This is a genomic window from Streptomyces sp. P6-2-1, from assembly GCF_050613165.1.
Taxonomy (GTDB): domain Bacteria; phylum Actinomycetota; class Actinomycetes; order Streptomycetales; family Streptomycetaceae; genus Streptomyces.
The window spans coordinates 3734394-3749373 of the sequence record NZ_CP192513.1 but is presented as its reverse complement, the minus strand read 5'-3'; the positions used below and the strand labels follow the sequence as shown (position 1 = coordinate 3749373).

At 74.0% G+C, this 14980-nt stretch carries 12 protein-coding genes and 2 tRNA genes; 5 read left to right on the top strand and 9 right to left on the bottom strand.

From position 1 onward, the window contains the following. Window positions 1-115 precede the first annotated feature (115 nt). The 3 genes from ACQYWQ_RS16175 to ACQYWQ_RS16165 form a co-directional block, all read right to left on the bottom strand. Window positions 116-1321 carry a PP2C family protein-serine/threonine phosphatase gene (locus ACQYWQ_RS16175; protein ID WP_431039215.1) on the bottom strand — a complete coding sequence of 402 codons (1206 nt, stop codon included), beginning with the start codon at window positions 1319-1321 and terminating at the stop codon, window positions 116-118. 759 nt (window positions 1322-2080) lie between these two features. Continuing rightward, window positions 2081-2154: transfer RNA gene (locus ACQYWQ_RS16170), tRNA-Met, on the bottom strand. Window positions 2155-2205: 51 nt separating this feature from the next. Further along, on the bottom strand, window positions 2206-4287 hold the full coding sequence (locus ACQYWQ_RS16165; RefSeq protein WP_431039214.1) for an ABC transporter permease: 2082 nt from the start codon (window positions 4285-4287) through the stop codon (window positions 2206-2208). On the opposite strand from ACQYWQ_RS16165, the gene ACQYWQ_RS16160 reads away from it, so the two are divergent. Continuing rightward, on the top strand, window positions 4210-4467 hold the full coding sequence (locus tag ACQYWQ_RS16160) for a hypothetical protein (protein WP_431039418.1): 258 nt from the start codon (window positions 4210-4212) through the stop codon (window positions 4465-4467). The two genes, ACQYWQ_RS16165 and ACQYWQ_RS16160, sit on opposite strands and share 78 nt — an antisense overlap. An 857-nt stretch (window positions 4468-5324) precedes the next feature. Here the strand turns inward: ACQYWQ_RS16160 and modA are convergent. The 3 genes from modA to ACQYWQ_RS16145 form a co-directional block, all read right to left on the bottom strand. Next, window positions 5325-6161 carry a molybdate ABC transporter substrate-binding protein gene (modA, locus tag ACQYWQ_RS16155; RefSeq protein ID WP_431035384.1) on the bottom strand — a complete coding sequence of 279 codons (837 nt, stop codon included), beginning with the start codon at window positions 6159-6161 and terminating at the stop codon, window positions 5325-5327. Window positions 6162-6302: 141 nt separating this feature from the next. Next, a complete protein-coding gene (locus tag ACQYWQ_RS16150; protein ID WP_431035383.1) occupies window positions 6303-6701 on the bottom strand; it encodes a TOBE domain-containing protein in 399 nt (132 codons plus the stop codon). A gap of 389 nt (window positions 6702-7090) precedes the next feature. Then, complete coding sequence (locus tag ACQYWQ_RS16145; RefSeq protein ID WP_431035381.1) at window positions 7091-7822, bottom strand: SDR family oxidoreductase; 732 nt, start codon at window positions 7820-7822, stop codon at window positions 7091-7093. A gap of 145 nt (window positions 7823-7967) precedes the next feature. On the opposite strand from ACQYWQ_RS16145, the gene ACQYWQ_RS16140 reads away from it, so the two are divergent. The 4 genes from ACQYWQ_RS16140 (at window position 7968) to ACQYWQ_RS16125 (ending at window position 11350) form a co-directional block, all read left to right on the top strand. After that, window positions 7968-8597 carry a TetR/AcrR family transcriptional regulator gene (locus ACQYWQ_RS16140; RefSeq protein WP_431035380.1) on the top strand — a complete coding sequence of 210 codons (630 nt, stop codon included), beginning with the start codon at window positions 7968-7970 and terminating at the stop codon, window positions 8595-8597. Between the two features lie 419 nt (window positions 8598-9016). Continuing rightward, window positions 9017-9601 (top strand): helix-turn-helix domain-containing protein, encoded by a 585-nt coding sequence (locus tag ACQYWQ_RS16135; protein ID WP_431035378.1) that lies wholly within the window; start codon window positions 9017-9019, stop codon window positions 9599-9601. A 394-nt stretch (window positions 9602-9995) separates the two neighbouring features. Continuing rightward, window positions 9996-10883, top strand: coding sequence for a class I SAM-dependent methyltransferase (locus ACQYWQ_RS16130; protein WP_431035377.1), 888 nt, complete (start codon window positions 9996-9998; stop codon window positions 10881-10883). Window positions 10884-10984: 101 nt separating this feature from the next. After that, on the top strand, window positions 10985-11350 hold the full coding sequence (locus ACQYWQ_RS16125; protein WP_431035376.1) for a hypothetical protein: 366 nt from the start codon (window positions 10985-10987) through the stop codon (window positions 11348-11350). A 727-nt stretch (window positions 11351-12077) separates the two neighbouring features. Here the strand turns inward: ACQYWQ_RS16125 and ACQYWQ_RS16120 are convergent. The 3 genes from ACQYWQ_RS16120 to ACQYWQ_RS16110 all read right to left on the bottom strand — a co-directional run bounded on the left by ACQYWQ_RS16120 (window position 12078) and on the right by ACQYWQ_RS16110 (window position 14941). Beyond that, window positions 12078-12443: a hypothetical protein gene (locus ACQYWQ_RS16120; RefSeq protein ID WP_431035375.1), complete on the bottom strand. Its 366-nt coding sequence runs from the start codon at window positions 12441-12443 to the stop codon at window positions 12078-12080. A gap of 325 nt (window positions 12444-12768) precedes the next feature. Then, window positions 12769-12841 (bottom strand) — tRNA-Lys (locus ACQYWQ_RS16115). Window positions 12842-13348: 507 nt separating this feature from the next. Next, on the bottom strand, window positions 13349-14941 hold the full coding sequence (locus ACQYWQ_RS16110; RefSeq protein WP_431035374.1) for an amino acid permease: 1593 nt from the start codon (window positions 14939-14941) through the stop codon (window positions 13349-13351). Between the last annotated feature and the right edge of the window lie 39 nt (window positions 14942-14980).

Here is a 14980-nt window from a genome sequence, read left to right as displayed (position 1 = left end):
TCCAAGCCGTTCCCGATGATCCTTTACGGTCACCACCAGCGGCTAAACGGACATGTAGCGAGCGATCCGGACGAGTTGACCCGCTCATCCTCCAGGCTGTGAACCTGATGGTGCGTCAGTTGTTATCGAATGACTCACGCGGGGTGACAGGCCCCTGCCCCCCGCTCGCACCGCCCACTCCGCCCACTCCGCCCACTCCGCCCGCTCCGCCCGCGTCGCTCGCACTGGTCGCCCCGGCCGCGTCCGCCGCGCCAGGGGTCTGGGCCTCGGCCTCGGGGCGGCGGACGGCGAGCAGGGCCATGTCGTCCGTCGTGGCGCCACCGGTGTACCGCCTGACCTCCTCCGTGAGTGTGGTCAGGAGGGCGCGCGGGTGCGGGAAGACGCGGCCGCTGAGGCGCGCGACGGGGTCGTAGAAGCGACCGCGCGCGTCGCGGGCCTCGGAGAGACCATCGGTGTAGAGGAGGAGGGTCGCGCCGGGCGGGAAGTCGATGATCTCGGCGCGGTCGGGCCAGGCGCCGAGTTCGCCCATGCCGAGCGGGAGGGCGTGCTCGCCGGGGGTCAGGACGTGGAGCCGGCCGTCGCGTTCGAGGAGCAACGGTTCGGTGTGGCCGCGGTTGACGAGCCGCAGTTCGGCGGCGCCGCGCGGGACCTCGGCGAGTACGGCGGTCGTGAAGCCCTCGAAGGCGTCGAGCGCGCGGCGCCGCAGACCCTCGCGGGCGAGCGCGCGTTCGAGCCGCTGCGCGACGCCCTCGACCGTCGGCTCCTGCTCCGCGGCCTCGCGAAAGGCCCCGATGACGACGGAGACCGCCTCGACCGCGCCGAGCCCCTTGCCGCGCACGTCCCCGAGCACCATCCGGACGCCGTACGGGGTGTCCTGCACCGCGTAGAGGTCGCCGCCGATGAAGGCGTCGGCCTCGGCGGCCTCGTACTGCGCGGCGACGTCGAGCCCGCCGATCCGCTCGGCCGGGACGGGCAGCACGGCGCGTTGCGCGACGGCTGCGACGTTCTGCATCGAGGCGAGGCGACGGTCGCCGCGGCGGATGAGGGCATTGATCAGCACGGCGAGCGCGGCGACAGTGAGCACCGTGGTCAGCTCGATGAGGAAGGCCCCGGTGGGCAACCGGCCCCGAATGACCTCCAAGAGGATCTCCCCGAGCGCCGCGAGCCCGCCGACCCCCGCGGTGACCCGCGACGAGGCGAAGGGTGCGGCGACGAGCGGCCCGGCGGCGAAGAACGGCGCCCCGGTGAACGTCGCGGGCGCGAACAACCCGAAGACGAATCCGGAAGCCACCAGCACCAGCGGCAACACCCGTACCACCACGCGCACCCAGGCCTCCCGCCGCGCCCACGCGGCGGCGAGCTGAGCATGCTGCCGCGGACGACGCCGGGGCGGCGGCGGAACGGGCTTGTAGTCCTGGCGGGGCGGGGTGTCCCAGGAGGTGGGCGAGGTGGCGGGCGTGGGGTCGGTGGGGTCGGTGGGAGCTGGGGCTCCGGGGGGCGCGGGGTCGGCATCGGCGTCGGGAGAGGCATCGGGGGACGGCTGGGTGTCGGCGGCGTCGGCGGGGGCCGGCACGTCGGTGGGCGAGGGCCCGGGGCCGCGTGGTGCGGAGGGAGGCGAGTCGGAGCCGGTACGGGCGGGAGGCGCCCCCTCCGTACCGGTACGGGGCGAGGCCGCCGCCTTCGGGTCCGGGCGAGCGGGGTCCGTCCCCGGAGCCGTCTCGTCAGGCCCCGCGTGCTCCTGGGCGGTCCCGCCGGGGTCCGCGTGCTCCTGGGCGGTTCCGCCGGGCCCGGGCCCGGTGCGCTCCGGCGTACTCGGCTGGGGGCGGGCCGTCTGGGGCGAGCCAGGCGTGGGGTGTTCGGGGCGTGGCGGATTGTCGCCCTCGGCCGGCCCCGTTCCTCGCTGCCCCAAGGCTCGCCTCCCGCTGGCCGTGCGCGCGCCCGCGCCCCTTGTACGTACGTACTGCTTCCAGGGTCGCGCCGGGCGGGAGGTGCCGCGACTCGGGGACGGCCGGGCGGGGCGTCGTCCTACGGCATGCCGAAGGCCCCGGCGCCTTGGGGGCGCCGGGGCCTTCGTGCTGAGTAGCGGGGACAGGATTTGAACCTGCGACCTCTGGGTTATGAGCCCAGCGAGCTACCGAGCTGCTCCACCCCGCGTCGGTAAACACAACTCTACACCCTTCCCGGGGTGCTCCGCGCCACCGTTGTTCACAGGGGCACGAGGGTGATGTCCGTGGCCTTCACGCTCGCCCAGACGGGGGTCCCCTCGCGAAGGCCGAGGTCGGCGGCGGCCTCGGGGGTGATCTCGGCGATGAGCGCGGGGCAGTCGGGGCCGGAGAGCAGGACGCGGAGACGGCTGCCGAGGGCGGTGATCTCTGTGACGGCGCAGGCATAGGTATTACGGGGGCTGCCGGCCGGGCGGCTCGGGTGAAGGGCCACGGACTCGGGGGCGATGACGGCGAGCGCGGGGGTGCCGGGCGGTGGCGCCGGGGCGTCGACCGGGGGTGCGACGACGAGGTGGCCGCCGGCTTCGGGGGCGAGTCCGTCGGGGGTGAGGGTGCCGGGCCAGGCGTTGCGGCCGAGCATGCGGGCGACCCAGGCGGAACGGGGGCGGCGCGCGACCTCGGCGGGCGGCGCGTCCTGCACCGTACGGCCCGCGTCGAGCACGAGAACGCGATCGGCGAGCGAGACCGCCTCGACGGGATCGTGCGTGACGAGCAGGCAGACGCCGCCGAACCCGTCGAGGTGGCGGCGCAGCGCGTGCCGTACCTGCGCGCGGGTGGTCTGGTCGAGCGCGGCGAGGGGCTCGTCGAGGAGGAGCAGGCGGGGGCGGACGGCGAGGGCGCGCGCGAGCGCGACGCGTTGCGCCTGGCCGCCGGAGAGCTGGGCGGGGCGGCGGTGGGCGAGGTGCCCGACGCCGAGCCTGTCGAGGTGCGCGCGAGCCGTGCGGCGGGCCTCTGCGCGAGGGACACCGTGGGCGCGGAGTCCGTAGGCGGTGTTGGCGAGCGCGCTGAGGTGAGGGAAGAGCGCCCCGTCCTGCGGCACCCAGGCGACGCCGCGCCGGTGCGGGGGCAGGGCCGTGACGTCGTCGGCGCCGAGGCGGAGTTCGGCGTGGGCGCGCGGGGTGAGGCCGAGGAGGGCCCGTAGGAGCGTCGTCTTGCCGGCTCCGTTGCGGCCCACGACAGCGACGGTGGTCCCGGGGTCCGCGTCGAGGTCGAGGTTCGTGTAGCCGCTCAGGGTCGCGTGCAGCGCGTAAGTGGGGGTGGGGTCATGGGCCTCCTCTGTGGTGTCGCGGGCCTCGTCGGGTGCGAGGTCCTCGTCGTACGTGGGGGAAGCGGGTCCCTCGCCGGGCCGGGGGCGCGGCTGCTCGGCAAGGGATCGCTTGCCGGCACCTTTCCCACTGAGATCTCCCCGACCCCTTTCAGGCGTTTCTTCACTCCTACGGGTGAAGTCGCCGCTTTGTTCGGCTTTGCGGGCACCCAGGGAGGGGTCCGGGACGTCTTCTTCTGCGACGGCGGCGGAACGGGAGCGGGTGGTGCGGGTGTCGGGGGCGGCTCCGGTCCAGCGCCCGCGCAGGCCGACGAGGACGGCCATCGCGATGGCGAGGAGCAACAAGGAGACGGAGGTGGCGGCTTCCGGGGAGTCCTGGAGGAGGAGGTAGACCTGGAGCGGGAGCGTTTGGGTGGTGCCGGGGAGGTTTCCGGCGAAGGTGATGGTGGCGCCGAACTCGCCGAGGGCGCGGGCCCAGGTGAGGGCGGCTCCGGCGGCGAGGCCGGGAGCGACGAGGGGGAGGGTGACGGTACGGAAGACGCGCAGCGGGGAGGCGCCGAGCGAGGCGGCGGTCTCCTCGTAGCCGGGGCGGAGTCCGGCGAGGGTGCCTTCCAGGCTGATGACGAGGAAGGGCATGGAGACGAAGGCGGCGGCGAGCACGGCGCCGGAGGTGTGGAAGGGCAGGACGATCCCGAAGGTGTCCTCCAGCCACGGCCCGAGCAGCCCGCGCCGCCCGAAGCCGAGCAGCAGCGCGACACCGCCGACGGTGGGGGGCAGCACCATCGGCAGCAGCACGAGAGAGCGGACGAGCGCCTTGCCGGGGAAGTCGGTGCGGGCGAGGAGCCAGGCGAGGGGCACACCGAAGAGAAGGGAGAGTCCGAGGGCACCGAGCGAGACGAGGAGCGAGAGGCGGAGGGCGGTGAGCGTCTCGGGGCTGGTGAGGTGGGTACCGAGCTGACTCCACGACGTGCGGGCCAGCACGCCGAGGAGTGGGATCAGAAGGAGGGCGACACCAAGCAGAGCGGGTACGACGAGGGCGAGCGGGGCACGGCGACGAGGGTGCGCCAGGCGACGGCGGGGGTACGGGGCAAGGCCGTGCGGGGCGCGGGGGTGCGGGGCACGGCGACCGGGGCGCGGCGCGCGACCGGCGGGACGCGGGGCGGAGGTGAGGCGGGGGCGCGGGGGCGGAGTTCGGGGTGAGTCCTCGGAGGCGTCAGGGGCGTCGGTGGCGCCAGGGGCTGGGGACGCGATCGGGTCGCTGGGCGTGCTGGAGCCACTGGACGCGCCCGCACCGCCGGGCGCACCGGAGTAGGCGGGCGCGGCGGCGCTCCTGGCCTCGGCGTGCTCTCCGAAGGCGTCAGGGAGCCGGCACTCGGCTGGGGCACCGGAGCCACTGGCGCTCGGCCTGTCGGGGTCGGCGGAGCCGGGCCTGTCGGGGTCGGCGGAGCCGGGCCTGTCGGGGTCGGCGGAGCCGGGCTTGCCGAGGCGGCCGGACGTGCCGGAGTCCGTCCGAGCACCGGAGTCCGTCCGGGCGCCGGAGTTTCCGGCGGGCTGGGGGTCGGAGGGTTCCCGGTCGGCGGGGTTCCTGGGCGTTCCGGAGTCCCCCGGTACCCCGGGCCGCGCAGGCGCTGCTGGACCTTCCGACGCCCTCGGCGTCTCCGGCCCCCCAGAGCCTCCCGGCACCTCCTCCGGGCGTCCCTGCTGCCCGGGGCCACCCCCGTCTTCGCGGCCTCCAGCACCCCCCGCGCCCCCCAGACCCCCCAGACCTCCGGACAGCTTGGACGCTCCCGTCGAAGACTCCGGCTCCACCGCTCCGGTCGCGCCCGCCGGACCCGCCGCCTCGGCCGTGCCCACAGCCTCGGACGTACCGTCCCCGGGGGCCGTACCTTCCCCGGGGGCCGTACCCTCCCCGGCCTCTGAACCCGCTGCTCCCGCCGTCCCGGACCCGTCTGCGGGGCGGCCCGGCTCCGCGCGGTCGGCAGCAGGGTTTCCGGGCGCCTGGGCCGGGCGGCGGGGTGGGGTGGGTTCGTTCTGGCTGGGGTGGGAGGCGGGGGTTGTCACGGCTGCTGGAAGCCCGCCTTCTGGAGGATGTCCTGGGCCTCACTGCCGGAGAGCCAGGTGAGGAAGTCGGCGGTGGCCTCGGCGTGCTTGGAGCCCTTGAGGGCGGCGGCGGGGTAGGAGGCGACGGCGTTCTGGGCGTCGGGGATGTCGATGGCGTCGACCTTGTCGGGGACGGTCGCGGCGTCGGTCTTGTAGACGATGCCGGCGTCGGCCTCGCCGAGCTGGACCTTGCTCAGGACGGCGCGGACGTTCGGCTCCTCGGAGACGGCATTGACCTTGAGGTGCTGCTTGTCGAGGACCTGGCGGGAGTAGTTGCCCACCGGTACCTCCTTCGCTGCGAGCACGACCTTGAGCTTGGGGTCGGTGAGGTCCTTGAGGTTCTCGACCTTCTCCGGGTTGCCGTCGCCGACGGCAATGACGAGGCGGTTCTTGGCGATGACGGCGGGGGTGTCCGTCTCGCCCTTGAGGCCGTCCATCGTCTTGGTGTCGGCGGTGACGATGGCGTCGGCGGGAGCGCCCTGGCGGACCTGGGCGGCGAGTTCCTGGGACCCGGCGAAGGAGAACTTCAGGGTGATGCCGGGGTGTTCCTTCTCGTACGTCTTCTTCGCCTCGCCGAAGACGTCGGTGAGCGAGGAGGCGGCGAGGACGGTGAGGTCGGCCTTCTCGGACTCCTTGACGTCCTTGGCGCTGGAGGAGCTGGTGGAGCCGGGGTCGCGCTTCTCCGCGGTCTCGTGGTCGTCACCGCAGGCGGCGAGGGCGCCGACGAGGAGGGCGGAGGCGAAGACCCCGGTCGTGGCGCGCCGCAGGGTACGGGCGGTGGGCAGCGAGGACATGGCGATGGGCTCCTGACGGTGGGGGCGGAAGGGAGGGACGGAGGAAGGGAGGGAACGGGTGGTCCCTGGGCCGGGTCGCCCCGGCCCGGCCCAGGTGGGTCGGGTCAGGTCGGGCAACCGGATGGGCCGGATCGATCGGGGTCAGTGGCGGTCCACGTGCACGTTCGTGGACTTGACGCGCGCGGTGGCTTCCATGCCGACCTCCAGTCCCAGCTCCTCGACGGCCTCGCGGGTCAGCAGGGAGACCAGGCGGTGCGGTCCGGCCTGGATCTCGACCTGGGCGGCGACGTCCCCGAGGCGGACGGCGGTGACGATGCCGGGGAAGGCGTTGCGCACGGAGGTGTACGGTTCCTCGTCCTCCCCACCTCCTCCGCTCTGGCCGACCTCGACGCACAGTGCGGCGAGGTCCCGCCCCGCGATGAGCCGACGGCCGGAGTCGTCCCTGTGGGTGGCGACCCGCCCGGCATCGGCCCAGCGTCGTGCGGTGTCGGGGCTGACCCCGAGCAGCCGCGCCGCGCGGCCAATTGTGTAGGACTGCATGTGCGGAAAACTAGGGTGCCTGGGCTCGCAAGTGCAAGATCGAAGGGATTATCCCCTTGCACCTGCGGTTCTACGGGGCGAGACGGCGAGCGAGCCCCCAGCGGGCCGCGCGCCACGGCGGGGCCGCGCGCCACGGCGGGGCCGCGCGCCCGGCGGGGCCGCGAACCGCTGAGCCCCGGAGGACCAAGCGCACCCCCGACGGCCCACCCCCTGGGCAGCCCCGGCACCCCCACGGCGCAGCCCCCACCAGTCAGCGCCCCACGCGGCCGCACCCCCTACCGCCGCACCCCCACCCCCGCACCACCCCGCGCCTCGCACCCGCGTCCAGCCCGCCGCTCTCGCCCGCGTCCAGCCCCGCCCCCGCCCACACCCGCACCCAAGGCCCGCCCTCACCCCTGCACAGTCGGCCGGAGGGTGATGCTGCCGATTTCGGTGTCCTGGGGCTGTTCGACGGCGAAGGCGATGGCACGGGCCACCGCTTCGGGGTCGAGGGCGAAGGGGGGCATGGACGCGTGGGGGTCGTCGGTACCGGACGGGGGGCCGGTGAGTTCGGTGCGGACGTAGCCGGGGGAGATCGTGGTGGTGCGCAGAGTCCCGTCCGTGGATTCCTGGCGGAGGGCCTCCATGAAGGTGCGGACGGCGTTCTTGGTGGCGGCGTATACGGCCTGACCAGGAACGATCTTGAGTCCGGAGGTGGAGACGGTCGCGACGACGTGGCCTTCGCCCTGGGCGCGGAAGACGGGGAGGGCGGCGGCCACGCCGTGCAGGACGCCGCGCAGGTTGACGTCGATCATCGCGGTCCAGGCGGCCAGGTCGAGCGCGGCGACGGGGCTCACGGTCGCGACTCCGGCATTGGCGACGAGGACGTCGAGCCGCCCGTACTCCTCGACCGCGCGCGCCACCATCGCCTCCTGGTCGCCCGGCACGGTGACGTCGGTCGGCAGCGCGAGCGCGCGGCCACCCTCGGCGCGGATCTCGGCGGCGAGGGCGTCGAGGCGGTCGGCGCGGCGGGCGGCGAGGACGACGGCGGCTCCGCGCGCGGCGAGCAGCCGCGCCGTGGCCTCGCCGATACCGCTGCTCGCGCCGGTGAGGGCGACGACTTTCCCTGTGATGCCTGACATGGGGCAGCTCACTCTCGTACGGTGGGAACGAAACCAGAGACGGACACGTGTCCGCTTACCTTCGGACCGTACCGGACACGTGTCCGTTTGTCGACGAGCGCCCCTGCGCGCGTACGAGGGTGAGCGCGCCACGGACAGGAGCACCATGCCGAGCACCCCCGAACCCCCCGCCCAGCCCGCGCACCCCACGCGCCCCGCGTCTCCCGCCGACGACCTCCCCGCCGACCGCCGCCGCGCCGACGCCGTGCGCAATCGCGCGCGGATCGTGGCGGCAGCGCGGGACGCGCTGGCGGGGGCCGCGCCGGGCGAGGAGTTGCGGCTCAACGCGGTGGCCAAGGCGGCGGGGGTCGGTCAGGGCACGCTGTACCGGCACTTCGCGACGCGCGAGGAGCTGCTTGCCGAGGTGCACCGGCAGGATGTCGCCGAACTGGTCGACGAGGCGGACGCGTTGCTCGCGGCGCACCCGCCCGTGGAGGCGCTGGGCCGGTGGTTCGACCGGCTGACCGCGTACGCGCGGGTGAAACGCGGAGTGCTCGCCGCACTGGAGCCACGCGCGTGGAACGCCCTCACGGCGCGCAGCCACGGCACCCTGACCGAGGCGATCGAGCGCCTGCTCGCGGCGGGGCGAGCGGACGGCAGCATCCGCGCGGACGTGGACGCGCGCGACGTCATGATCCTCATCGCCTACCTCTCGCGCCTGGAGGAGTCGGAGTGGCCCACGCGGGCACGCCACCTCCTGGACGTGCTCCTGAACGGACTGCGTACGCGCCCGTAGCCACCCCGGCCCCGCACACGGCACCCCGAGGGCCCCCGCCCGGCCACTTCACAGGCCCCGCGCACCGCACGACAGCTGTACGTGACCGACGGCACCCCGGCGTCCGTACGGCACCACCCTCAGGCCCCGGTACGGCGGTGGGCGGACGGATAACCCGGGCACCGGGCACCGGGAAGCACTGAAAGCCGGGAACGGAACGGACGGCGCCAATACGGCCGCCACCGGAAAGCGGAACCGGCACCAGGCAGTGACAGGCAGTGGCAGGCAGTGGCAGGCAGTGGCAGGCAGTGGCAGGCAGTGGCAGGCAGTGGCAGGCAGTGGCAGGCAGTGGCAGGCAGTGGCAGGCAGTGGCAGGCAGTGGCAGACGCTGCCAGGCAGCGACAGGCAGTCCCATGCCCGGCACGCATACCCTCTCGCCCATGACGCAAGACGATGACGACCTGGACAGCCTCGTGCGCAAGCGGGTGCGCGCCCTGCGCGTGGCCCAGGGCTGGTCGCTCGACGATTTGGCCCGCCGTGCGAACCTCAGCCAGTCCACGCTGAGCCGGATCGAGAACGGTCAGCGGCGCCTCGCGCTCGACAGCCTCGTGGCGCTCGCCCACGCGCTCGACACGAGCCTCGACCAGCTCGTCGAGACCGCCTCGGACGACGTCGTGACCAGCCCGATGATCGACGGCGCGCGCGGTCAACTGCGCTGGCCTGTCAAGGCTGACCCGGGACTGACCGTCGTACGGCAGCGCATGACGGAACCGCCGCCGGACAAACCCTCCGGATTGCGCGCCCACCCGGGCCGCGAGTGGCTCGTCGTCCTCTCCGGCACGGCGACGCTGCTCCTGGGCCACCGCCGCTTCCGCGTCGAGACGAACCAGTCCGCCGAGTTCCCGACGATGCTCCCGCACGCGATCGGCGCGGAGTCGGGCCCGTGCGAGATCCTCGGCATCTTCGACCGCGACGCCCGCAGGGGCCACCAGCGGGGCGACGGCGGGAGTGGCGGGGGCGGCTAGACCCGTCTGACCATTCCCGCCTGCCGGCAATTCCCGTCTGCCGCGCGGTGCCGTGCGCGCCCTCTCGGCGCACCGCCCCCAGACCCCGGTACGCCCAATACGGGGCCTGCGGGCGGCACGCCGAGTGGGGGCACCCCCGGCCGAAGACTGAGGGACGCGCGTAACACCGCGCGACCGCCCTCCGGGCGACGACGGGCATTGTCGGACACGCCCCAGGGCGGCGGACGATGCGGCACCGAGCGGGGACCGGCCACCGCGCGGCCCCGCGCGCACGTGTCGGCTGCGGCACCGGTGACCGCATCGGCCTTGCGCGTACGGCGCCTGAGCGCCCCATCTTCTTGCGCGAGAGGCAAGGTGCCCGGCGTCGGGCGCATACCACCCGTACCGTAGCCCCATGTCGCACCCGCACCACGCCCACGAGCCCCACACCCACGACCCCGGACACGGCCACGCCCACTCCCCCACGGCCGCCGCCTCCGAGCCCCACCACGAGCCGTCCGCCGACCAGGCCGAGATCCTCGATCTCGACGCCGAGGTCCTCGCCTCGCACATCGCCTCGCTCACGGAGTGGCTGCCGCTCGCGGCGACGCCCCGCCACATCGTCGACCTCGGCTCCGGCACCGGCGCGGGGACCTTCGCGCTCCTCGACCGTTTCCCCGAGGCGCACGTCACAGCCGTCGATTCCTCTGCGCCGCACCTCCTGCGGCTGCGCGAGAAGGCGTGCGCGGCGGGCCTGGACCGGCGCGTACGGACCGTGCGGGCCGACCTCGACGCGGCCGGCTGGCCCGAGCTGGGCGACCCCGATCTGGTGTGGGCATCGGCCTCGTTGCACCACCTGGCCGACCCGGATCGTGCCCTGCGCCAGGTCCGCGAACTCCTCGCTCCTGACGGGATGTTCGCCCTCATCGAACTCTCCGGCTTCCCCCGTTTCATGCCTGCGGGGGATGAGGCCGCGCTCGAAGAGCGCGCGCACGCCGCGAGCGAGCGTTTCCACGCCGATCACGTGCCGCACCGGGGTGCCGACTGGGGTCCGAAACTGACGGCGGCGGGCTTCACGATCGCGGGCGAACGCACCCTGAACGTACGGATCGAGGCCCCCGGGAACCCGGCAGTCGCCCGCTACGCCCTGTCCGGCCTGACCCGGCTGCGCACAACGGTCGCCGAGGCCCTCCCCTCCGAGGACCTGAAGGCCCTGGACAGCCTCATCGCGCCCGAGAACCTCACCCCGCGCAGGGACTTGACCGTCCGCACCACACGTCGGATCTGGGCCGCCCGCCCCTGATACCGCAAACGCCGGGTCGCACGAGCCCTGCCGCAACGCCAGGCCCCCTGCCTCGTTGACCCCGTTGACCTCAACGGCCGACCGAGACAGGGGACTTGCTCATGCGACCGGAACAATTCCTGACATTCCTCAAGGAACTGCTCCCCGCCGCCCGCACCTTCGCGGAGACGGGCGAGAAGAAGTACCCCTTCGGCCTGGTGATCCCCCGCCCGTCGGGTGAGGACCGCTGGCACGTGATCGGCCAGCTCTCCCCCACCGAGAAACACGACGCCCCGGCCCCCGCCACGACGGGCACCCCCACCGAGGGCCCACCCCCGCCCGACACCGCCACGGGCACCGCTTGGCTCGCCGCCACGCTCACGGCGGCGGCCCATCCCGAGATCGCCACGGTCACCCCCTGGCCCACGACCCCCGGCCTGACGATCGACTACCACAACGGCGCGAAGACCTTCGTCCGCGCCCTCTGACCGGAGCCGCCCTGCCAGCCGACCTGACAGCCCTGCCACCGACCACCCGGCAGCCCTGCCAACCCGGCCACCCACCCCGGCAGCCCTGCCAGCCTGCCACCGACCACCTGACAGCACCGCCATTTCGCCTGCCACCCCTGCCATCCGGCCCGACAGCTCCGCCACGCCATCTGACAGCCCTGACACTCCACCTGATAGACCGCCACCAAGCACCTCGCAGCACCACCCCGCACCTGCCAGCCCTGCCACCCACCCCGGCAGCCCTGCCAGCCCCGCCAACAACCACCCGACAACACCGCCATCTCGCCTGCCACCCCTGCCATCCGGCCCGACAGCTCCGCCAGCCTGCCACCGACCACCTGACAACCCCGCCATCTCATCTGCCACCCCTGCCATCCGGCCCGACAGCTCCGCCACGCCATCTGACAGCCCTGACGGCCCACCTGACAGACCGCCACCAAGCACCTCGCAGCACCACCCCGCACCTGCCAGCCCTGCCACCCACCCCGGCAGCCCTGCCAGCCCCGCCAACAACCACCCGACAACACCGCCATCTCACCTGCCACCCCTGCCATCCGGCCCGACAGCTCCGCCACGCCATCTGACAGCCCTGACAGTCCACCCGGCAGCCCTGCCAACGGCCCCCGACAGTCCCGCCACCACCCACCCGTCAGCCCTGCCACCCCACCGTCAGCCCCCACCGCCCCCCGGCAGGCAGTGCCCGCAGTCAGTGCCCGCCGTCCCCCGGCAGGCACGGCCCGTCGTTCGTCCGACCTGCCACCTCCGCGTCGACGCGTCCCTCACGGTCGACCGAGCCGTTGACGCACACCAAGCCCCCGCCGCCCCCGACCGCGACACCCCGCAAGGGCGCGAATTCCGTCCCCTTCACCTCGACTTGGTCAGGCTCCAGCCCCAACACCCGGCCCACCGCGCCCCGTAGCCCTTCCTCGGTCGTCCCGTTCCGTACCAGCCGCCGCAACTCCACGGCCAGCGCCTCCGCCCGGGGCTCCGCCTCGTGCCGCTGCTCGGCGCTGATGGCCCTCGGCTGCCGGTAGGCGTGGTTCTCGCGCACCCGCGCCTCCCAGTCCGGCATGGCACACGCGGCCCCGCAGCCCGCCTCACCCACCCCGCCCGCCGAAGCCGAAGCCGAAGCCGAGGCAGAGGCCGACGCCGACGCCGCGACCCCCGTCTCGGGATACCCCCGTGGCGCCGCGCACCCCGCCGCCGCCCCGCAGACCACCAGGACGAGCCCCCACGCACCCGCGCCCCGCACCGACATCCCGGCCTCCCCCTGTCCCACCCGCTCCACCGCACGACGACGTGCCATCCGCAACGGCGTGCCACCGCCTTGGCGAGCGGTCCCCAAAACACCGCACGCCCCAGGCCGGGGAGAGTCCCTGACCTGGGGCGTATGCGCGTAGACCGTGTGGGACTCGAACCCACAACCAATGGATTAAAAGTCCACTGCTCTGCCAATTGAGCTAACGGTCCCAGTGGTGCTCCCCCGAGCATAGCCCCCCGGCCGCGCGAGGCCGATTCGGTACGCGGTTCGGGCTCGCCGGGTCCGCCCGGCAGAGCGCACCCGCCACAGCACACCCCGCACGGCGCACCCCACAGCGCACCCGCCGCCAGGGCGCACCCCACACAGCGCACCCCGCACCCCGCACCCCGCACGGCACACGGCACACGGCACACGGCACACGGCACACGGCACACGGCACACGGCGCACCCCACGCAGCGCACCCGCCAGGGCGCACGGCGCACCCCGCACGGCGCACCCCACAGCGCACCCGCCGCCAGGGCGCACCCCACACAGCGCACCCCGCACCCCGCACCCCGCACGGCGCACCCGGCAGGACGCACCCCACACCCCGCACGGCACACGGCGCACCCCACACGGCGCACCCGCCAGGGCGCACCCCACACGGCGCACCCGCCAGGGCGCCCCCCACACCCCCCACACCCCCCGCCCCCCGGCGCACCCGCCCCCTCCCGGGTCAGTCCTCCGCCGTCGGCCCCTTGCCCCGCAGGAACCACTTCCGCGCCGAGGCGAACCACCACGTCGCGGCGAAGCCCAGGACCACCAGGACCGCGACCGGCGCGTAGTTGAAGGTCTCGACCGTCACCGGGGACACCTGCGGGAGCATGAACAGGACCGTGATCACGAGGACCCACGTGACCGCCGCGATGCCGATCGGCCGGGACCAGCGGCCCAGGTGCCAGGGGCCGCGCCGGAAGGTGTCGCCCCTGCGCAGGCGGAGCAGGGTCGGGACGACGTAGGCGATGTAGAGGCCGATCACGGCGATCGAGGTCACGGCCGCGTACGCGGTCTCGTTGATCAGGTACGGGAGGCCGAGCACGAGCGCGCCGAGCGCCGCGAGCCAGACGGCCGCCACGGGCGTACGGGTGCGGGGGCTGACCGTGCGCCACAGGCGCGAGAACGGGAGCGCGTTGTCGCGCGAGAAGGCGTAGATCATGCGGCTGTTGGCGGTCACGGAGGCCATGCCGCAGAAGAGCTGCGCGCCGATCACGACGAGGAGCAGGAGCTTGCCGCCCGTCGCGCCGACCGCGTCGAGGAGGATCTGCGCGGGCGGTGCCCCGGTCGGCGAGTTCCTGGCGGCCTCGTACGACTGGATCGCGTACGTGAAGCCGAGGAGGAGCACGAAACCGGCGATCCACGAGGTCCAGATCGACCGCACGATGCCCTTCGGGCCCGCCGTCGCCGCGTCGTGCGTCTCCTCGGTCATGTGCGCGGAGGCGTCGTAGCCCGTGAAGGTGTACTGCGCCATGAGCAGCCCGATCAGGACAACGTACGCGCCGCTGCCGAAGCCCGTGTGGTTCTCGAAGTGCGTGAACACGTACGTCGTCGACTGATGGTGGTCGGGTACGAGCGCGAGCGCCCCGACGATGACGGCGACGCCCGCGACGTGCCACCACACGCTGATGTTGTTGAGCAGGCCGACGATGCGGACGCCGAAGGTGTTGAGGAGGCCGTGCAGGACGAGGATCGCCGCGAAGAGGAGGATCGTCCGGCCGGGGGTGACCCCGAAGCCGAACTCCAGGTTCAGGTACGCGGCCAGGAAGTTCGCCGCGCCGAAGTCGATGCCCGCGGTCACGGCGACCTGCCCGAGCACGTTGAACCAGCCCGTGAACCACGCCCAGGCGGCCGCCGAGCGCTCGGGGGCGAGCCGGTGCGCCCAGAAGTACAGCCCGGCCGATGTCGGGTACGCCGAACAGATCTCCGCCATCGCGAGCCCGACGAGCAGCGTCATCGCGCCGACGGCGACCCAGCCCCACGTGATGAGCGCGGGCCCGCCCGTGTTCATGCCGAAGAGGTAGAGGGTCAGGCAGCCGGAGAGTACGGAGATGATCGTGAAGGAGACCGCGTAGTTCGAGAAGGCGGACATGCGGCGCGCGAGGACCTGCGTGTAGCCGAGTTCGGCGAGGCGCGCCTCGTCGGACGTCGTACCGGAGGGGCCGGAGGGGCCGGAGGGGCCGGAGGGGCCGGAGGGGCCGGAGGGGCCGGAGGGGCCGGAGGGGCCGGAGGGCTCCGGGGGCGGTTTCTCGCCACTCGCTGCTGTATTTGTCATGTGCGCAGCGATGCCCCCCGCGAGCCCCGGTCAACCCCC